This window comes from Sphingomonas sp. CBMAI 2297 (assembly GCF_029870595.1).
Classification (GTDB): Bacteria; Pseudomonadota; Alphaproteobacteria; order Sphingomonadales; family Sphingomonadaceae; genus Sphingomonas.
In genome coordinates, this window is sequence record NZ_JAPDIR010000003.1 from 283,352 (window position 1) to 303,368 (window position 20,017).

Here is a 20,017-nt window from a genome sequence, read left to right on the forward strand (position 1 = left end):
TCAGGCTTCGTAGCGGGCGATCAGCCCGGAATGGGATGCGAAAGTCCAGTCGCCGACAGTGCCGGTCGCGAGCAGCGGGCGCCAATGAGACGGGTTCGCCGGCGCCCAGCGCTGCGCGGCATCGCCCAGGTTGAACAGGCAGAGCAGGCGCTCGCCCTCCGCCTCGCGCTCGAACGCGAGCAGCTCGCCCGGCGCGTCGAGAAAGGCGATGTCGCCGGTGCGGAGCGCGGGCGAGGCGCCGCGCAGCGCCAGCACCCGGCGCGTCCAGGCGAGCAGCGAAGCCGGATCGGCATCCTGCACGTCCACCGCCAGCGCGGCATGGTTGGGGCCGAGCGGCAGCCAGGGCTTGCCGCTGGTGAAGCCGAGCTCGGGCGCGGTCGCCGACCAGGGCATCGGCGTGCGTGCGCCGTCGCGCGACAAGGTGCGCGGCCAGTTGGCGATCGCCTCGGGATCCTGCAGCGCCTCGAACGGAATCTCGACCTGGTCGAGCCCCAGCTCCTCGCCATAATAGAGGAAGATGTTGCCGCGCAGCGCCGCGAGCAGCAGCATCTTCATCCGCGCGAACGCGTCCGCCGCCTCCGGCCGAGTCCAGCGCGACACCGCGCGCGGCGCGTCGTGGTTCTCGAACGCCCAGCTGGGCCAGCTGCCGCCGGCCGGCCAGTTCTGCAGCGCCGCGCGCACGCCCGCCGCGCTCAGGCGGGGGGCATAGAGGAAGTCGAAGCCATAGGCGGTGTTGAGCCGGTTGCCGCCCGCGGTGAACAGCTTCATCTCGCGGTCCGCGTCCGCGCCGCCCACTTCGGCGACGGTGAAGCGATCGGGATATTCGTCGAACACTCCGCGCAGCCGCTCGAGGAAGCCGGGGATGTCGGCATGGCTCTGATTGTAGATGTGCAGCTGGAAATCGAACGGGCGCGTGCGCTGCGTTCCGTCGTCGGGCGCCGGCGGATTGTCGCGGAATTCGGGATCGTGCATCGAGAAGTTGATCGCATCGATGCGAAAGCCGTCCACGCCACGATCCAGCCAGAAGCGCGTGATCGCGAGCAGTTCCGCCTGCACTTCGGGATGATGGCAGTTGAGCTGCGGCTGCTCCTTCAGGAAATTGTGCATGTAATATTGGCCGCGCCGCGCGTCCCAGGTCCAGGCCGGGCCGCCGAAGACCGACTGCCAGTTGGTGGGCGGCGAGCCTTCCGGCTTGGCATCGTGCCAGACATACCAGTCGGCCTTGGGATTGGCGCGGCTGGCCCGGCTCTCGACGAACCAGCCATGCTGGTCCGAAGTATGCGCCCAGACCTGGTCGATCAGCACGCGCAGCCCCAGCGCATGGGCGCGGGCGATCAGCGCGTCGAAATCGGCGAGCGTGCCGAAGATCGGATCGACGTCGCGATAATCGGCCACGTCATAGCCGAAATCGGCCATGGGCGACTTGAAGAAGGGCGAGAGCCAGATCGCGTCGACGCCCAGGCTGGCGATGTGATCGAGCCGCGCGGTGATGCCGGGCAGGTCGCCGATGCCGTCGCCATTCGAATCGAAGAAGCTGCGGGGATAGATCTGGTAGATGGCCGCGCCCCGCCACCATGGCTGCGCATTCCGGGTTTCCGCTTTCGCGGCAAGCTGGTTCACTGTTTCGTCTCCGCCGCGCACACCGCATATCCGAGCGGCGGCAGGGTGATGGTAAGGGAGCCGGGCGCGCTGGCCGTGGCGGCACAGCTTCCGGCAAGCGGATGGAAGCGGTGGGAGCGAGTCTCGACCTGGACCTGACGGGCCAGCGGCTCGGTGGAGGTGTTGAAGGCGAGCAGCACTTCGGCACCGGTGACGGGATCGAAGCGCGAGAAGGCGAGCAGCCCCGGCTTGTCCTCGCGGGCGCGCAGCAATTGCCGTCCGCGAGTGAGCGCCGGCGTGGCGGTGCGGACGCGCGCCAGGCCGGCGATCGCGCGAAAGATCGGATGCGCCTCGTCGAAGCGCGGCGTGGCGATGCTCGCATCGGTGCCAACCAGCTTGCGCGCGGCATATTGCGCGACCTTGCTGCCGAACTGGTCCTCGCGCGCATCGACATCGTTCGCGCCGCCGGCAAAGCCCTGTTCGTCGCCGGCATAGATGGTCGGCACGCCGCGCAGTGTGAGCAGCAGCGCGTTGGAGAGCAGTACCCGCCGGAGAACTTCCGCCTCGCTCGCCTGGGGAAAGGCCTTGCGGACGAACCAGGCGAAGCGACCATTGTCATGGTTGCCGCTGAACGTCGGCAGCGCGATCGCCGTGTCGAAGCCGCGCGCATATAGCACATCGTCGTCGAACAGCTTCTCGAACACATCGGTGCCCTTGGTCCCGGCAACGCTGTCGAGCAGCGCCTGGCGGAAGGCGAAGTCGAGCACCGAGGGCAGCTTCGCGGTGATCGTGTGCGCGGCCTGGGCGGCGGGGTCCGCCACTTCGCCGAAGATGTGGAAATTGGGGATGCCCCGAGCCCGGGCCCGCGCCAGCATCGGAGGAACAAAGGCCCGCCAGAATTCGGGGTTCACGTGGCGAGCGGTGTCGATGCGGAAACCGTCGATGCCGAACCGGTCGATCCAGCTGCCATAGATGTCGATCATGCCCGCGATCACGCGCGGATTCTCGGTCATCAGATCGTCGAGCCCGACGAAATCGCCCATCGTCGAGCTCTCGCCGGCGAAGGTCGAGTCCCCGCGATTATGGTAATAGATCGGATCGTTGAGCCAGGCGGGATGCTTGGCCGCCTTCTCCGCTTCGGGAACGAAGGGGGTATAGGCATAGCCGGGATCGGTCAGGCGCGCGAAATTCGCCGCCGTGCCGATCGCATCGCCCGCGAACCCCGGATTGATCGCCGCACCGTCCACGCCGCCCCGGCGCTGATAGGGATAGTCCGCGCGGCCGCGATAGGGGCAGGCATCGGCGCCGGCGCATTCGCGATACTGGATCACGTCCGCCGTATGGTTGGCGACGATGTCCATATAGACTTTCATGCCTCGCCCATGCGCGGCGTCGACCAGCGCCTTGAACTCGGCATCGGTGCCGAAATGCGGATCGACATGGGCGAAATCGGTGATCCAATAGCCGTGATAGCCCGCGCTCTGCTGGCCCGGTCGGCCCTGGACGGGTTTGTTGACGAAGATCGGCGCGACCCAGATCGCGGTGATGCCGAGCGCCTGGAGATAGGGGAGCTTCCCCCGGAGCCCCTTCAGGTCGCCGCCATGATAATAGCGCGCGTCGGCGGGATCGAAGCCGGTGGTGCCGCGATCGCCGGACAGGCCGCCACGATCATTGGCCGGATCGCCATTGGCGAAGCGATCGGGCAGGACGAAATAGATCACTTCGTCCTGGGGCAGGCGGGCGCGGAAATCCTGGGCGGCGGCAGGCTGCGGGGCAATGACGGCGGCAGCCAGGCCAACGCCCCAGGCAAGCCCTCGCCACATCTTCGTCATTCCCGCGAAAGCGGGGATCCAGGGTAGCGCGGAACAACCGGCGCTATCGAGCGCTCGGCCGCCGGACAGGCCGAAGCGAGCCCCGCCCATTCCGCCAATGGCCCTGGATCCCCGCCTGCGCAGGGATGACGATAGGGTTTTCGGGGATGACGACGCGCCTTTCATGCCGCAGCCTCCCCCGAACAATGCTGCGCCACATAGGCCGCGTGGTCCGCCATCTGGCCGGCTTCGCGAGCGTTCAGCAATTCGATCAATCCGAGATACTCCGCGATGTGCTCGCGCGGCGGCGCATCGGCGAGCGGGTGGTAGCCGGCCGCGGCGATCCCCTGCCCGGCCAGGACCTGCAGCCAGGCGACTTCGCTGAACAGGTCGGCCTCGCCGCGCACGATCCTGCCCGCATCGCGCCACAGCGCGATCTTGTGGCAAAGACCGGCGGGCAGCGCCGCCGCCCGCCGCTCGGCCCAGAAGGGTTCGTCCCGGTCGTTCGCCCAATAGTGCAGCGCCAGGAAGTCGCGGACGCGGTCATATTCGAGATGCGCCTGGCGATCATATTCGTCGCGCTGCGTCTGGGAGGCATGGCAGCCCGGAAGCAGGTCCAGGATCCGCTCGATCGCCGACTGGATCATGTGGATGCTGGTCGATTCGAGCGGCTCGAGGAAACCGCTGGCGAGGCCGAGCGCGATCACATTGTGCTTCCAGAAGCCGCGGCGCTTGCCGGCCGCGAAGCGCAGCGGCCGGGGGTCGGCGAGCGCGGGCTCGTCCAGGCCGGCGAGCAGGCGCGCCGCCGCCTCGTCGTCCGAAAGATGCGCGCTCGCATAGACCAGCCCGTTGCCGGTGCGGTGCTGAAGCGGGATGCGCCATTGCCAGCCGGCGCCATGCGCGGTGGCACGGGTATAGGGGGTGAAGTCCCGCGCGCGCGCGGAGGGCACGGCCATGGCGCGATCGCAGGGGAGCAGGTCGCTCCACGCCTCGAACCCCACGCCCAGGGTCTCGCCGATCAGCAGGGCGCGGAAGCCGGTGCAATCCAGGAACAGGTCGCCCGCCACTTCGCGCTCGCCCTCCAGCGTCAGGGCGGTGACGTCGCCGCTCTCGCCGTCGCGCGCAACCGCGACGATCCGGCCCTCCACGCGCTCGACGCCGCCGCTCTCGGCCAGGCCGCGCAGGAAGCGGGCGTAGAGGCCCGCGTCGAAATGGAAGGCATAGGGCATTTCGGGCAGCAGCTTCGCCGTGCGCGCGGGCCCGCGCTGCACCCGGTTCGTCAGCGCCGCCACATTGTTGAGCGAATAGGCGCCAAGCGGCCGGGCGACGCCCTCGGCCATGCCGCGCAGCCAGCTGTGCTGGAAGGCGAGCAGCCCGTTCGCGCGGCCGACATCGCCGAACGCGTGCATGTAGCGCCCGCCCTTCGTCCAGCCGACGAACTCGATGCCGAGCTTGAAGCTCGCCTGGGTGGCGGCCATGAAAGCGTCCTCGTCGATGCCCAGGCCGGCGTTGAACAGGCGGATCTGCGGGATCGTCGCCTCGCCCACCCCGACCGTGCCGATCTCCTCCGATTCGACCAGGGCGACCCGGAAACGGGGACCGAGGAACCGGGCGAACGCGGCCGCGGCCATCCAGCCCGCGGTGCCGCCGCCGGCGATCACGATCCGGATCGGCTGCTCACTCTGCACGTCCGCCCCTCGATAAACAGGCGGCCCGGCGCCACGGCCGGGCCGCGTTTCCACGCGTCAGAACTTGTACGTGATGCCGATATAATAGTCGCGGCCGTAACGCTGATATTCGCGCACCAGGCGGGGATCGCTAGCCTCCGAGGTGACGAAGGGCTGGTCGGTCAGGTTCTTCGCCTGGGCGAGGATCGAGAGGCCGGTCAGCGGGCCGTTGCGGAACTCATAGCCGATCTGCGCATCGAGCACGCCTTCCGAACGGCCCAGGCGATATTCCGGGTTCGCGGAAAGGCCGGCCAGCTCCGCCAGGAAGCTGTCGCGCCAGCGATAGGTCGCACGCGCCTGGAAGCCGTTCTTCTCGAAATATGCGGTACCGGTGGCGACCCATTTCGACTGGCCGGGCAGCGTGATCGGCGTGACGTTGTTGGCGTAGCGGATCTTGCTGTCGACATAGGTGCCGCTGGCGAAGATGCCGAAGCCGTCCAGCGCCTGGCTGAACACGGTGAAGGGCAGCGACGCGGTGGCTTCCACGCCCAGGATATCGCCGCGTCCGGTGTTCTTGGGCGAGCTGACCAGGCCGATCTGCGCGTTCTGCGCGACCACGATGGCACGCTGCGCCGGCGTGAGCGCGGCAAGCAGCGGCGAGAAGTCGTAGAGCACCGAATTGTTCGGATCGACGAAATCGGTCAGGTGCTTGAAGAAGCCGGTCAGCGCCAGATAGCCGCCGCTATTGCCCAGATACTTCTCGAACGAGATGTCGATGTTGGTCGACTGATAGGGGCGCAGGCGATAATTGCCGCCGTTCGAGCTGAACGGGCTGTTCTGCGGCTGGCCGCCCAGGCCGATCTTCGAGAGGTCGATCGATACTGCCTGGGTGATGCGCTCCTGGTCGAGGCGCGGGCGCACCATGGTCTGCGCGGCGCCGAGCTTGATGTAGAAGCTTGGCTCCAGCTCGAGGCTGAACGAGGCGGAAGGCAGGAAATTGGTGTAGCTGACCGAGCCCGCCACCTGCGAGATCGTCACGACGCCGCCCACCAGCGCCGCGATCTGGCCCGACGATTGCTGCTTGGTGCGGATCACCTGCAGGCCGAGCGAGCCCTTGAGCGGCTTGTCGCCCACCGTGCCGTCCACGGTCAGCTTGGCATAGCCGGTCCACACGTCCTCGCTCACGACATTGTCGCGCACCAGCGAATCCGGCCGGTTGTCGTACACCGAATTGAGCAGGCCATAGACCTTCATCGGATCGACGGTCAGCATCCGGGGCACGCCCAGATAGTCGAGGCTCACCGTCTCGCCGAGCAGCACGTCGTTCGGCACCGCCAGGCTGGTCGGCGTGCCGCTGGCGACGGTGCAGTTGGTGCCGCCGCCCTTGGGGCAGAGGAAGTAGCTGGTGTAGTTGCTCTCCTTCTTGCGGCGGCTGAAATTGCCGCCCACTTCCCAGGCGCTCAGCACGCTGCCGCTGATCTCGCCCTTCAGGCTGGCACGCAGCGCCTTGAGGTCGTCGACGAAATCGGGCCGGTTGAGGAAGCCGGCCTGCACCACCGCGGTGGTGCCGTTATAACCCCAGCCGCGCGGATCGGTCAGGCGGATGACGCCGGTGTTCGAATAGTCGATCGTCGGCACGATGTCATAGGTGCCGTCGCTGTTCTGGCGGATCCTGATCGTGTCCTTGGCGCCGCTCGAATTATAGCCGGTGCCCGAATAGGTCTCGAGCAGGAAGTCGGTGCGGGTGGCGCGGCTCCAGCTGGCGTCCACATTGAGGTGGATCGTGTCGCTGAGCTTCAGGTCGTTGTTCCAGCCCAGCGAGATATTCTCGGCCTTGCGCTCGTTGAGGTCGTTGCGCTGGACGGCGACGAGGTTGCTGATCGTCGCTTCGGTGACCAGCCCGTCGCGCACCGTATAGCCCGGCGCGATCACGCCGCCCGAGCCCCAGGCCGGCGCCACGCCGAACTCGATGCCGCGCAGATGCTGGGTTTCCTTGAAGTTCGAATAGAGCGCGTCGAAGGTCGAGTGGAAATTCTCGCTCGGCGCCCATTCGATGGTGGCGACTCCGCCATAGCGCTTCAGCAGGTTCGACTGGACATAGGGCTTGGCGCCGCCGAGGAACAGGTTGCCGCCGGCGAGCGGCTCGTTCGGGAAGCCCCAGGCGGCGTAGCGCTCGATCTGGGTCGGCGTGTTCTGCGCCGAGACGCCCAGCGCGATGCCCAGCGTGTCGCCGGCGAACTTGCCGACATATGTAGCAGAGGCCTTATAGCCATAGCGCGTGCCGTCGGGGTTGAGCTTGTCCTTCTCGTTCATCTGGCCGCGCAGCGAGACGACGAACGTGTCCTTCTTCTGGTCGAGCGGGCGCAGCATGCGCAGGTCGACCGTGCCCGAGATCCCCGCCGCGATCAGCGAGGCGTCGGCCGACTTGTAGACATTGACGTTCTTGAAGAATTCGGACGGATATTGATCATATTCCACGCCGCGATTGTCGCCAACGGTGACCTGCTCGCGGCCGTTCAGCAGCGTGGTCGAGAAGTCCGGGCCAAGGCCGCGGATCGACAGGCGCTGGTCGCGCCCCTCGAGCCGCTGGGCAGTGACGCCGGGGATGCGCGCCAGCGAGTCGGCGATCGAGACGTCGGGCAGCTTGCCGATATCCTCCGAAGAGACCGAATCGACGATCGTGACGTTGTTGCGCTTGATGTTCGCCGAGGAAGTCAGCGAGGCGCGGATGCCGGTGACGATGAGGTTGCCCTCCTCCGCCTGGTCGGCGGGCGCCGGTGCCGGCGTGGCGTCCTGGGCGAAGGCCGGGGTCGCGCCCAGCAGCAGCAGTGCGGCGCCGAGCGCGCGGCTGCTCGTTCCCAGCGAAAGCGCCGAACGGGCGCGCAGAATCTCGGCGTGATTGGACTGAGCCATCGTCTTCCTCCCCAAAGGTCCTCGCCGCCTTTCACTGGCGACGGTTTTTCTAAGCCTCCCCCAATTCGCCGCATGCGGCCGACAAGTGAAGGCAACCGCATACGTATTCAGCGCTGCTTCCGCTTCCGGCCCAGTCAGGCTAGTTGCAACAAGCGCGCAACAATTCGCGCGGCTGGGGAGCAGGGAGCGGCATGGCCTCGCCGGACAAGCCGACATCGTTCGACATCGCGGCACTGGCGGGAGTCTCGCAGCCGACCGTGAGCCGTGCCCTGCGCGGCGATCCCACCGTGAACGAAGGCACGCGCAAGCGGATCGAGGCGATCGCGGCCCAGCTCGGCTACAAGGTCGACAAGAACGCGTCCTCGCTGCGCCGCGGCCAGAGCAGCACGCTCGCCCTGCTCTTCTTCGAGGACCCGCTGCCCGACGGCACCGCGATCAACCCCTTCTTCCTGGCGATGCTCGGCTCGATCCTGCGCACCTGCGCCAAGCGCGGCTACGACCTGCTCACCTCGTTCCAGCAGCTCTCGTCGAACTGGCACAAGGATTATGAGGACGCGCGCAAGGCCGATGGGCTGATCCTGCTCGGCTATGGCGATTACGAGCTGTACCGCGCCCGGCTGCAGGACCTGGTCCGCCAGGGCACGCATTTCGTGCGCTGGGGATCGGTGGAGCTGGACGGGCTGGGCACCACGATCGGCTGCGACAACATGCTCGGCGGGCGGCTCGCCGCCGCGCATCTCCTCGCCCAGGGCCGCCGCCGGCTGGCCTTTATCGGCGAGGCGACCAGCCATTATCCCGAGTTCCGCGACCGCTATCACGGCTTTTGCGACATCCAGCTCGAAGCCGGGATCGAGCCCGATCCGCGCCTGCAGACCGGCGCGCTGTCGATCGAGGAATCGGGATTCGAGGCCGCGCGCCGGCTGCTCGCGGGCCGGGTGCCCTTCGACGCGATCTTCGCCGCTTCGGACCTGATCGCGATGGGCGCGCTGCGGGCGCTGCAGGAAGCGGGCAAGTCGGTGCCCGGCGACATATCGGTGGTCGGCTTCGACGACATCCCCGCCGCCAGCCTTACCAATCCCCCGCTCACCACCGTCGCGCAGGATTACAATGCCGCGGGCGAGATGCTGGTCGACACGCTGATCGGCGAGATCGGCAACCATTCGTCCGAGATGCGGCTGCTCCCGCCCCGGCTGATCGTCCGCAGAACAAGCTGAGGAGTTCGGCCCCATTCTCCCTCCCTGCAAGGGAGGGGAGCGAATAAGCTGAACCGGGATGGGCCGCTTGCGGTTTACTGCGGCGCGGTTGTGCGCCCATAAAGCGGGCGATGACGAGGAAGACCGCCAAGGAGCGGCCCGGCAAGACGGGCGCCCGACTCACCATGCAGGACATTGCGCGCCTGGCGCAGGTTTCCACGCCCACCGTGTCGCGCGTGCTCAACGGCAGCCCGCTGGTGACCGAGGAAACGCGCGAGCGGGTGATGGAAGTGGCGCGCCAGCATGGCTATGCCGTCAACCGCAACGCCGCCAAGCTGCGGCATACCCGCACCAACACAGTGGCGGTGATGCTCGATTTCGGCTCGCACCGGCACGGCGCCATCGGCGATCCCTTCATCTTCGAACTGCTCGCCGGCGTCTCCGAAGCATTGTCGATCCGCAACCAGGACCTCCTCCTCTCCCCGCCCGGGCTCGAGGACGTCCGCGCCTTTCGCGACTTCTACCAGGCGCGGGGCGCCGACGGGTTCATCGTGCTCGGCCAGGGCACCCGCGACACGATGCTGCGCGAGCTCGGCCGCAGCGAAGTGCCGCTGGTGGTCTGGGGCGCCGTTGCGCCCGATGCCGGCTATTGCTCGGTCGGCAGCGACAATTTCCTGGGCGGAGAGCTGGCCGGGCGCCATTTCCTGCGCGCAGGCCGCAAGCACTGGCTGTTCGTCGGCGACATCCGCCACGAGGAGCTGCGGCTGCGCTACGAGGGGCTGTGCGCGGCCGCCAGGGACCAGGCCGATGTGACCGTCGATTTCCTGCCGATCGCCTCGATGGCGTTCCACGCCACCGCCGACACCGTCACCGCCTATCTCGCCGCCGGCCGCCAGCCCGACGCGGTATTCGCCTTTTCGGACACCGCCGCCATGGCCGTGACCGGCGCGTTCAGGGAGCGGGGCCTCGTCGCGCCGCGCGACTATGCGCTGGTCGGCTACAACAACATTCCGCCCGCCGCCCATTTCAGCCCGGCGATCACCACGATCAACCAGAAGACCGACGTGGCCGGCGCGCTGCTCGTCGAGAAGCTGATGCAGCAGGTCGATGGCGGCCGCGCCCGTTCCACCACCCTGCCCACCGAGATCGTCGTGCGCGATACCTGAACGGGCGGCTCAGGCCGTAAGGAAAGGGAACGGAAACCACGCCGCGCGACAACCCTGATCCTTTGTTCTTGAAAACGATATCAAAGAGCCTGTAACGCAACTTTTCATAAGAGTTGGGGAGCGGGTGTTGGCTCGGACATTGAACGGCGCGGAAGATGGAGTGCTCTTCGCGGAGGACGGCTGGTCGCTGGACGTGATCGGCGACGACCCGGCCCGTGAGGGCTGGGCAGCGACGATTCTCGCGCTCTCCAACGGCGCGATCGGCGTGCGCGGGGCGATCGAGGAGCGTGCCGAGGCCACCACCTTCCTGGCCCATGCCTATGAACAGGCGCCGATCCATTATCACGAAAAGCTCAAGGGCTTCGCCGCCCGCTCCGATTCGCGCGTGCCCGTTGCCGAAGCCCTGGGCATGGAGGTGCGGATCGATGGAGAAGCAATCGATTTCACGACGCTGCGCTCGGCGACTCGGCGCACGCTCGACCTGCGCGCGGGCATGCTCCGCCGCGAGACGCGCTGGTCCCTGCCCGACGGACGGCTGCTGCGCATCCGCACCGAGCGGATCGTGCCGCTCGACGGCAGCACGCTGCTGGTCCGCCGGCTCCAGGCAGAAATCGAAGGCGCGGGCAGCGTCACGCTGCATCCCCGCCTCGCCCGGGCCCCTCATGGCGCCGCCCAGTCGGACGATCCGCGCATCGGCGTGAACCTCGCCTCGCGGGGCTTCGAGACCGAGCAGGCGGCGGAGGATATCGTCGTCGAGCGCCTGCCCGGCAGCGGCATCGCCGTCGCCGCCGTGCAGCGCACCCGCGAGGACGCGGGCTGGCTGCTGGCGACCACTGGCTTCGCCACCGGACGCGACGGCTCGGACGCGCTGGCCGAACGGGCCGCCGCGCTCGCCGACACCGCGCTCGCCGCCGGGTTCGAAGCCGCCGCGGCCGCGCAGCATGCGCTGCTCGATCGCTTCTGGGCCGCCGCCGATCTCGCCATTGCCGGCGAGCCGCGCCTCGCCGCGACCCTGCGCGCCAACCTCTTCCACCTCTTCGCTTCGGCGGGGCGCGACGGCCGTTCGAGCGCGGCGGCCAAGGGCCTGACCGGCGAAGGCTATGAGGGCCATTATTTCTGGGACACCGAAGCATTCATGCTGCCGGTGCTCTCGGTGCTCGCGCCCGACATTGCCCGGGCGATGCTCGTCTACCGGGCGCACACGCTCGACGCCGCCTTCGCCAATGCCCGCGCGCTCGATCATCGCAAGGGCGCGCTCTATGCCTGGCGCACGATCGAGGGCCGCGAATGCTCAGCCCATTATCCGAGCGGGTCGGCGCAATATCACATCAATTCGGCCATCGCCTTCGCGATCGGCGCTTATGTCGATGCGACCGGGGACGAAGCCTTCCTGGTCGAGCACGGCGCGCGCATGCTGGTCGAGACCGCGCGGATCTGGCTGGCGCTGGGCGATTGGGCGGATGGGCGGTTCCATCTGCGCGGCGTCACCGGCCCGGACGAATATACCGCGCTGGTCGACGATAACTGGTACACCAACCGCATGGCGCAGAAGCATCTGCGCCTCGCCGCCTCCGCCGCCGCGCGCGTCGCCGCGCTGGCGCCCGAGACCTGGGCCGGCCTGGCCGCCGACATGGCGTTGGACGCGGACGAGCTCGCCGAGTTCGGCCGCGTCGCCGATGCGCTGCACCTGCCCTGGGACGCGGCGCGCGAGCTCGACGCGCAGGATGCGAGCTTCCTCGACAAGCCCCGCTGGGACCTGGCCGGCACGCCTGCGTCCGAATTCCCGCTGCTGCTCCATTATCACCCGATGACGCTCTACCGGCACCAGGTCTCGAAACAGGCCGATCTGGTGCTCGCCATGGTGCTGGGCGGCGAGGAGGTCTCGGCGGAGCGCAAGCGCCGCGTGTTCGACCATTACGAGCCGATCACCACGCATGATTCCACGCTCTCCGCCTCCACCTTCGCGATCCTGGCGAGCGAGGTCGGGCACGAGGCACTAGCGCTGCGCTTCTTCGCGGAGACCAGCCTGGTCGATATCGACGATCGCCACGGCAATACCGGGCACGGCGTCCATATGGCGGCGCTGGCGGGCTCCTGGCTGGCGCTGGTCTGGGGCTTTGCGGGCTTCCGCCCCCATGGGCCGGCGCTGCGCTTCCGCCCCACTCGCCCCGTAGCCTGGCAGGGCTATGGCTTCGGCCTGGTCTGGCGCGGCACGCTGGTGCGCGTCGAGGTGGCGGGCGACCAGATCACCTATCGCGCCGTCTCGGGCCCCGCGATCACCATCGGGCACCATGACGGCGAGATCCGCCTCGCCCCCGGCGAGAGCTGGACCGGAGCGCTGGCCGCATGACCCTGAAGGGCGTCGCCTTCGACCTGGACGGGGTGCTGACCGACACGGCGCGCGCGCATTATCGCGCCTGGAAGAAGCTTGCCGACAGCCTCGGCATTCCGTTCGACGAGGAAGCAAACGAGGCGCTGAAGGGCGTCGACCGGATGGGCAGCCTGGCGCTGATCCTCGGCGACCGGCCGGGCCATGACATGGCCGAGCGCCAGCGCCTCGCCGCGCGGAAGAACGACTGGTATCTCGAGGAGATCGCGCATTTCGGCCCCGGCGACCTGTTCCCCGGCGCCCGCGCGGCGCTCGCGCAGTGCCGCGCCGCCGGGCTGGGCATCGCGCTCGCCTCGGCCAGCCGCAACGCGCCGCTGCTGATCGCGCGGATGGAAGTGGCGGAGCTGTTCGACGCGGTGATCGATCCCGCCAGCCTCGCCGCCGGCAAGCCCGCGCCCGACATCTTCCTTGCCGCCGCCCGTGCGCTTGCCGTCGCGCCCGCCGAGATGCTGGGCGTCGAGGATGCCCCGGCGGGCGTCGTGGCGATCCATGCCGCGGGGATGAAGGCACTGGGCGTCGGCGATCGCGCCGCGCTCCCGGAAGCCGACTGGATCATCCCGGCGATCGCCGATTTCGATTTGGCCGAGTACGTCTTCTAGGCCGGTTGCATTTCCTGGTTCGCCATCCGCCTCGGGCAGCGGAGCGACGCCCTTCGCGGGGATGACGAATGCCTTGCGATGTAGGATTCGAACTGCTGGGCTTGGCCGTCGTCAGACCGCTCTTTGCATGTTGGAAATATAGGATCGCCGATGCGCAAGCATGTTGCGAAAGTCACGGTTTTCGCTCCATGAAATCCGCGCGACGTCGTGACTCTCGCGACCTTCCGGGCCCCGACTCAGGCCGTGCCGTTGGAAGGTTTCCGCGTCAGCCGCTCCAGTCGCACCAGCGCCAGCGCGATCAGCACCAGCGGCACCAGCACCAGGTAGAACGCCGTCTGGCCCGAGAAGCGATCGAAGGTGAAGCCGGTGATGAACGAACCGATGGTGCCGCCCAGCGCCGAGAAGATCACCATCAGCCCCACCATCGCCGCATGCCGCTCCCGCGGCAGCGCGCTCAGCACCACCGAGGAAACGATCGGGTAGATCGGCGCCATGAACATGCCGATCAGCGGGAAGATGTACGCGGCGGCCGGCGCGTCGAGCCAGCCCATGTTCGCACGGGGGTGCAGCCCCTGGGTGGTCGGCAGCGTCAGCAGCACCAGCGCCGCGATCAGCGCGAGGCAGCCGAGCAGCAGCCTGAGCCAGCCGAGCCGCGCGACCAGCCCGCTGGCGCTCAGCCGCCCCACCGCCAGCGCGGCGATGAAGATGCTCGACGCCTGCACGCTCATCGCGCTGGGCAGATGCAGCACCTGGTTGTTGAAGGTCGGCAGCCAGGTACCGACGCCCTGCTCGATCAGCACATAGAGGAAGATCGCGGCCAGGAAGGCGATGGTCGAGGGCAGCACGAGCAGCGCCAGCGCGTCGCGATAGCCGGTGCCCGGCTCGCCTTGCGCGGCCTTTGCGGCGCTCTCGTCGAGATCCGCGAACCACCAGAGCACCGCCGTCGCCAGCGCGAGCACCGCGATCACCCGGTAGACGCCAAGCCAGCCCTGCCCCGTCATGTCCTGGCCGATGAACCAGCCGAACAGCCAGATGCCGGCAAGGATGCCGACCATGAACACGCCCTCGATCAGCGAGGTCAGGCTGGCGTGGCGCGCCGGATCGGGGCGGACCAGGCCGATCGAGCTGTAGGTCGCCACCTTGGCGATGCCGAAGCACAGGCCGACCAGCACGAAGAACAGCTGCATCGCCCAGAAACTGTTCGCGAAGGAGATGGCGAGCGCCCCGGCGGCAACCGCGAGCATCACGCCGATCTGCGCGCGCCGGAAGCCGAAGCGCGGCAGCGCGGTGGCGAACAGGAAGGAGGCGACGACCACCGACAGGTCCTTGCAGGCCTCGAGCGTCGCCGCCTGCGGCTTGCTGACGCCGTAATGCGCGATCGACTGGAGAATCACCGTGCCGACGCTGTTCATCAGCAGCCCGAGCAGGGCGTAGCTGGTGATCAGGGCGGGTACCGCCCAGGCTGCGCGCTTCATTCGTGATCCTCTCCGTCTCTCTGTCGCCCGGCAGCGAAGCAGATCATGCAATGCATTTCAACGGCTGCGTCAAACCGCGTCGAATTGGCTGTGGAGTTCCTCGCCGCCAGCATTGACCCACAGGTCGAACGCGCCCGGTTCGATCCGCCACTGCCCGTCCGCGGCAACCAGGGCGAGCTCGGCATGGGGAATGGCGAGCGTCACGACGCGCCGCTCGCCCGGATCCAGCGTGACGCGGGCATGGGCCCTCATCTGGCGCACCGGCCGCGTGCGGCTGGCGACTCGGTCGTGGATGTCGGCGCGGACGAACGCCTCGCCGCGGCGGCCGCCGATGTTGGTGACGGCAATGCGGACCTGCACCGCCTCGCCGCGCGCCACCCGCGAGGAGAGCTGGAGATCGGCAAGCGCGAAGCGGGCATAGCCCTGTCCGCTGCCGAAGGGGAACAGCGCGCGATCGGGCGCATCGCGCCAATGGCTGCGGCCCGGCGCCATCGGATCGGCGTCGGCCGCCGGGCGGCCGGTGCCGCGCCGATCATACGACCAGGGCTGCTGCCCCGTCGCCAGCGGGAAGCTCACCGGCAGCCGCCCGGTCGGCTCGCGCAAACCGAACAGGATATCGGCCACGGCCGCGCCGGTCTGCTCGCCGAGGAACCAGGTGCAGAGCAAGGCCGGCGCATCGCGCACCGCCCCCTCCAGCGCCAGCGCACGGCCATGGCGGAGCAGCACCACCACCGGCGTGCCGGTCGCCGCCACGGCCTCTGCCAGCGCCTGCTGCGCCGCCGGCACGGTGATCTCGACGCGGCTATTGCCTTCGCCGGACATGTCGCCCGCCTCGCCGATCGCGAGCAGCACGACATCGGCCGCCCTCGCCGCCGCCACTGCCCGCGCGATGCCGCCGCCGAGCGGCTCGTGGATGCCGCTCCCCGCCTCCACCGCCAGCGCGTCGGGATCGGCCAGCAGCGCGCGGATGCCGGTGGCAAGGTCGATGCCATGCTGCGCATCGCCAGCGAAGGACCAGGGGCCGTTGAGGTTCGCCCGGTCCGCCCCGAACGGGCCGATCAGCGCCACCCGCCTGCCCGCGCGCGGCAGCGGCAGCAGATCGCCCCGGTTCCGCAGCAGCACGACCGAGCGGGTCGCCACCTCGCGGGCCAGCGCCTTGATCGCGGGCGTGGCGGTCCGCTTCCGCTCGGCCGCGGCGTCGAGCGAGCGGAAGGGGTCGTCGAACAGCCCCAGCGCCTCCTTCAGCGCCAGCACGCGCCGGACCGCCTCGTCCACCCGCGCCATCGGCACCCGGCCGCTCGCGACCAGCGCCGGCAAATGCTTGTTGTAGAGCCCGCTCTGCATCGAGACATCGACGCCCGCGAGGATCGCCAGCCGCGCCGCATCGGCCTCGTCGGCGGCCACGCCATGCGCGATCAGCTCGCGATCGGCGTCATAGTCGGAGACGCAGACGCCGCCAAAGCCCAGCTCGCCGCGCAATATGTCGGTGAGCAGCCAGCGATTGGCCGTCGCCGGAACGCCGTTGAAATCCGTGAACGAAGCGATCGTCGCCAGCGCGCCCGCGCCGAAGCCGGCGGCGAAGGGCGGCAGATAGGTTTCGCGCAGCTCGGCCACGCTCATGTCGACCGCGGCATATTCCATGCCGCCGCGCACCGCCGAATAGCCGGCGAAATGCTTGGGCGTGGCGAGCAGGCTGTCCGGCCGCCGCAGATCGGGGCCCTGGAGCCCGCGCACCCGCGCCACGGCGAGCTGGCGGTTGAGCAGCACGTCCTCGCCCGCGCCTTCGGCCACGCGGCCCCAGCGCTGGTCCCGCGCCACATCGACCACCGGCGCGAAGGTCCAGTGCAGGCCGCCGGCGCTCGCCTCTTCGGCCACCGCCCGGGCGGCGCGCTCGGAGAGTTCGGGATCGAACGCCGCCGCTTCTGCCAGCGGGATCGGGAAGATGGTGCGGCAGCCATGGATCACGTCGGCGGCGAAGAGCAGCGGAATGCCGAGCCGGCTCCGCAGCGCCGCCTGCTGCGCCCGCCGCGCGCCGGCCACGCCATAACCGTTGAACAGCATCCCCACCCGGCCGGCGCGGATATCGGCGAGCAGCGCATCGGCGCCGCGCGGGTCGACCACAGGGTTGAACACCGCCCCCACCGGCCGGATCTCGTCGTTGAAGCAGCTGAGCTGGCCCGCCTTCTCCGCGATCGTCATCCGCGCGACCAGATCGTCGATCCGCGCGGACGCGGCCCGCGCCGCGACCGGCAGCATGCCGAGCAGCGCCACCTGGGCCGATCCGGCGAGCAAGGCACGGCGGCCGATTCGCGTTCCGGCGTCGCGCGCCATCCTTCCCTGCCTCAAAATCCGCTCTCCCACACCCGCGGCCCCACCAGGGAGCAGGCGAAAACCGTTGGAATCTGGACGTGTTGCCCCAGTGCACCACTGGTTGGCAAATTCCGCGTGACAGTTGCAGAAAACGATTTCATTATCCTGCGGCCGCGATTAGTCGGGCGGGATCAACCGCCGGACAGTCCGGCGATAAACTCGGTTGGGGAGGATATATGTTGCTTTCCGTTCGCGCCGGCGTTCGCGCTGCGCTGTTGGCCAGCGCAGCCATGCTGCCGCTCGCCGCCCAGGCCCAGACCGCGGCCACCAACGCGGCCGCGCCGGCCGCGCAGGACGATGCCGCCGACGAGGGCCAGATCATCGTCACCGGCCAGACCACGCCGAATCGTCCGCTGATCACCGCCTCGGCCGACATCACGCTCGCCAATCGCGAGCTGATCGACCAGAAGGCCCCGCGCTCGACCGCCGACCTGCTCGAGATGGTCCCGGGCATCTTCGTCGAGGCGACCGCCGGCCAGATCTCGAACAACTATTCGGTCCGCGGCCTGCAGGGCGGCGGCCAGCGCTTCGTCCAGCTTGAGGAGGACGGCATGCCGATCCTCTATGGCGGCGGCGGCGCCGACTTCTTCTTCGACCAGGACCTGACCATCGATCGCCTCGAAGCGGTCAAGGGCGGCTCGTCGGGCGTGCTCACCGTCAACGGCGCGGGCGCGACGATCAACTTCGTCTCGAAGAACCCGAACCACGAGAAGGCGGAGGGCATCGCCCGCTTCACTGCCTATAATTACGGCCTGAAGCGCGGCGATTTCTATTATTCGCAGCCGATCACCGACAAGCTCGCGTTCAACGTCGGCGGCTATTTCCAGTCGAGCCCGGGCGTCCGCAAGAACCCGTTCGACTATCAGGGCTGGCGCCTGAAGGGCTCGCTCGAGTACAAGTTCGACGACGGCGGCTATATCCGCCTGTCGGGCAAGGGCGGCCACGTGGAGAACGCCTACTACGCCGACCAGCCCTATCGCTTCCAGAACGGCAAGCCGACGAGCATCACCAGCCTCGACACCCAGTTCGGCAATGTCGGCGGCGACGCCTTCGCGAACATCGCCGTGCCGGTCTCGACCTTCGCGCATTCGAGCGGCTATCGCGACTTCAAGTATCGCGACGGCGTGGTCGCCAAGACCTGGCAGGCGCGCCTCGACTTCGAGAAGCCGGTCAGCGATTCGTTCACCCTGTTCGGCCATGGCCGCTATCTGGACTATTCGTACGATTTCAACGGCCTGTTCCCGGGCTCGGGCACCGGCAATGCCGGCCTGACCAGCGCGGTCAACTATCTGACCCCGGGTAACAACTCGCCGATCAACAGCCTGCTGACGCTCGGCCAGGCCGCCTTCCCGGCCACCGCGCGCTTCGGCATCAAGAACCTGCGCACCGGCCAGGTGATCGGCTCGAACCAGACGGACGTGCTCAACGCCCTCAACGGCAACGGCTTCCTGCAGCGCACCACGCTCAACCACGACGCGATCGACGCCTATGACTTCGGCATGAACGTCGGCGGCCGCTGGAGCTTCGAGAGCGGCAGCTTCAAGAACTCGCTGACCGCGGGCGTGATGTACTACAACACCAAGCGCAACCAGGATCAGTCGGCGACCGCCAGCGTGGTCAACGACGTGCGCACCAACAGCGACATCTACGACATCGTCGCGCTCAATGCGAGCAACCAGGTCATCGGCACGCTGTCGGACAACGGCCTGGTCTCCTATGGCGATTGGGGCGCGGGCATCCGCAGCCGCAAGGATTCGAGCCTGTCGCTCTATGTGAACGACGAGTTCTCGATCGGCGACCTGCACGTCGACGCGGGCGTGCGCTGGGAGCATGACAGCGCCACGGCGTGGGACGGCAATACGCCGACCGCCGCCAATGCCGCCGCGCGCATCATCCGGACTCCGGGAAATTCGTTCGAGCAGCTCGTCCCGGCCGGCACCGCCGGCGTGCTCACCACGGTCGGCTCGACCTGGGACGGCACCTATTCGGTGCGCAAGGCGAACAAGAAGGCGGTGGCCTACACCGTCGGCGCGAACTATCTGATCACGCCGAACTTCTCGATCTATGCCCGCTACGCCAATGGCTTCCAGATGAACAACGTCGATCCCATCACCGGGATCGAGCTGTACGAAGCCGGCGTGCGCTACCAGCATGGTCGCCTGATCTCGGCCTCGGCGACGGTGTTCCGCACCAACTTCCGCAACCAGAACTACAATTTCGCCGATCCGATCAACCCGTCGGTGCAGAGCAACATCAACGCCGACCTGCGCACCAACGGCGTCGAGCTCAACCTGAACGTCCGTCCGGTCGATGCGTTCTCGATCGACTTCCAGGGCGTGTTCCAGGATCCGAAGCTGGTGAATCTGGCGATCAACGGCGCCAACCAGGCGGGCTTCGAGGGCAATCGCCCCGAGCGCACCCCGGCGCGCCTGTTCACGATCACGCCGAGCTACAAGCTGCCGAACGGTCTCGGTGAGATCTATGGCCGCTACAAGTATATCGGCAAGATCTATGCCGATGCCGGCAACGGCGTGGCGCTGCCGAGCTATGGCGTGACCAGCGTCGGCGCCTCGTTCAACCTCAGCAAGCAGCTGCAGCTGAGCGTGAACGCCGACAACATCTTCAACGTCATCGGCCTCACCGAGGGCAATCCGCGCCAGGGCCAGACCCAGGCGATCACCAACGGCTATTTCTACGCCCGCGGCATCGTCGGCGCTACCTATGGCGGCACGATCACGTTCAAGTTCTGATAACCCGCGAGGGTCGCAAAAGGGGGGCGCGGCAACTGAGAGGTTCGCCGCGCCTTTCCGTATCTGGAATAAAAAGGAGGAAGCG

General features: G+C 68.2%; 11 protein-coding genes. 5 read left to right on the plus strand and 6 right to left on the minus strand.

The window, feature by feature from the left end; genetic code table 11:
* The 4 genes from OMP43_RS06360 to OMP43_RS06375 form a co-directional block, all read right to left on the minus strand.
* The gene (locus OMP43_RS06360) at positions 1–1,620 is read right to left on the minus strand and encodes an alpha-glucosidase (protein WP_280278890.1); all 1,620 of its coding nucleotides are present in this window, start codon (positions 1,618–1,620) and stop codon (positions 1–3) included.
* The gene (locus OMP43_RS06365; RefSeq protein WP_280278891.1) at positions 1,617–3,422 is read right to left on the minus strand and encodes an alpha-amylase family glycosyl hydrolase; all 1,806 of its coding nucleotides are present in this window, start codon (positions 3,420–3,422) and stop codon (positions 1,617–1,619) included. The genes OMP43_RS06360 and OMP43_RS06365 overlap by 4 nt, the downstream gene beginning before the upstream one ends.
* A gap of 170 nt (positions 3,423–3,592) precedes the next feature.
* The gene (locus OMP43_RS06370) at positions 3,593–5,098 is read right to left on the minus strand and encodes a tryptophan 7-halogenase (RefSeq protein ID WP_280278892.1); all 1,506 of its coding nucleotides are present in this window, start codon (positions 5,096–5,098) and stop codon (positions 3,593–3,595) included.
* A gap of 57 nt (positions 5,099–5,155) precedes the next feature.
* Positions 5,156–7,990: a TonB-dependent receptor gene (locus OMP43_RS06375; RefSeq protein ID WP_280278893.1), complete on the minus strand. Its 2,835-nt coding sequence runs from the start codon at positions 7,988–7,990 to the stop codon at positions 5,156–5,158.
* A 191-nt stretch (positions 7,991–8,181) separates the two neighbouring features.
* Between OMP43_RS06375 and OMP43_RS06380 the strand changes: the two genes are divergently transcribed.
* From OMP43_RS06380 to pgmB, 4 genes are all read left to right on the plus strand, one after another.
* The gene (locus OMP43_RS06380) at positions 8,182–9,204 is read left to right on the plus strand and encodes a LacI family DNA-binding transcriptional regulator (protein ID WP_280278894.1); all 1,023 of its coding nucleotides are present in this window, start codon (positions 8,182–8,184) and stop codon (positions 9,202–9,204) included.
* A gap of 110 nt (positions 9,205–9,314) precedes the next feature.
* The gene (locus OMP43_RS06385) at positions 9,315–10,349 is read left to right on the plus strand and encodes a LacI family DNA-binding transcriptional regulator (RefSeq protein WP_280278895.1); all 1,035 of its coding nucleotides are present in this window, start codon (positions 9,315–9,317) and stop codon (positions 10,347–10,349) included.
* 127 nt (positions 10,350–10,476) lie between these two features.
* Positions 10,477–12,699, plus strand: coding sequence for a glycosyl hydrolase family 65 protein (locus OMP43_RS06390; protein ID WP_280278896.1), 2,223 nt, complete (start codon positions 10,477–10,479; stop codon positions 12,697–12,699).
* On the plus strand, positions 12,696–13,337 hold the full coding sequence (gene pgmB / locus OMP43_RS06395) for a beta-phosphoglucomutase (protein ID WP_280278897.1): 642 nt from the start codon (positions 12,696–12,698) through the stop codon (positions 13,335–13,337). Before OMP43_RS06390 ends, pgmB begins: the two co-directional genes overlap by 4 nt.
* 236 nt (positions 13,338–13,573) lie before the next feature.
* Here pgmB and OMP43_RS06400 read toward each other — a convergent pair whose 3' ends face one another.
* Together OMP43_RS06400 and OMP43_RS06405 are read right to left on the minus strand one after the other, a co-directional pair.
* The gene (locus OMP43_RS06400; protein ID WP_280278898.1) at positions 13,574–14,812 is read right to left on the minus strand and encodes an MFS transporter; all 1,239 of its coding nucleotides are present in this window, start codon (positions 14,810–14,812) and stop codon (positions 13,574–13,576) included.
* A gap of 69 nt (positions 14,813–14,881) precedes the next feature.
* Entirely contained in the window at positions 14,882–17,143 is a 2,262-nt protein-coding gene (locus OMP43_RS06405; protein ID WP_280278899.1) for a glycoside hydrolase family 3 N-terminal domain-containing protein, read from the minus strand.
* Between the two features lie 215 nt (positions 17,144–17,358).
* Here OMP43_RS06405 and OMP43_RS06410 point away from each other — a divergent pair, with 215 nt between their 5' ends.
* The gene (locus OMP43_RS06410; RefSeq protein WP_280278900.1) at positions 17,359–19,932 is read left to right on the plus strand and encodes a TonB-dependent receptor; all 2,574 of its coding nucleotides are present in this window, start codon (positions 17,359–17,361) and stop codon (positions 19,930–19,932) included.
* Positions 19,933–20,017: the final 85 nt, after the last annotated feature.

What these genes read in the sequence shown, in the direction of transcription:
- OMP43_RS06385 (WP_280278895.1), top strand. Translation starts at nt 9,315, where the DNA reads ATGACGAGGAAGACCGCCAAGGAGCGGCCCGGCAAGACGGGCGCCCGA.
- pgmB (WP_280278897.1), top strand. Translation starts at nt 12,696, where the DNA reads ATGACCCTGAAGGGCGTCGCCTTCGACCTGGACGGGGTGCTGACCGAC.
- OMP43_RS06365 (WP_280278891.1), bottom strand. Translation starts at nt 3,422, where the DNA reads ATGTGGCGAGGGCTTGCCTGGGGCGTTGGCCTGGCTGCCGCCGTCATT.
- OMP43_RS06405 (WP_280278899.1), bottom strand. Translation starts at nt 17,143, where the DNA reads ATGGCGCGCGACGCCGGAACGCGAATCGGCCGCCGTGCCTTGCTCGCC.
- OMP43_RS06400 (WP_280278898.1), bottom strand. Translation starts at nt 14,812, where the DNA reads ATGAAGCGCGCAGCCTGGGCGGTACCCGCCCTGATCACCAGCTACGCC.
- OMP43_RS06410 (WP_280278900.1), top strand. Translation starts at nt 17,359, where the DNA reads ATGTTGCTTTCCGTTCGCGCCGGCGTTCGCGCTGCGCTGTTGGCCAGC.
- OMP43_RS06375 (WP_280278893.1), bottom strand. Translation starts at nt 7,990, where the DNA reads ATGGCTCAGTCCAATCACGCCGAGATTCTGCGCGCCCGTTCGGCGCTT.
- OMP43_RS06380 (WP_280278894.1), top strand. Translation starts at nt 8,182, where the DNA reads ATGGCCTCGCCGGACAAGCCGACATCGTTCGACATCGCGGCACTGGCG.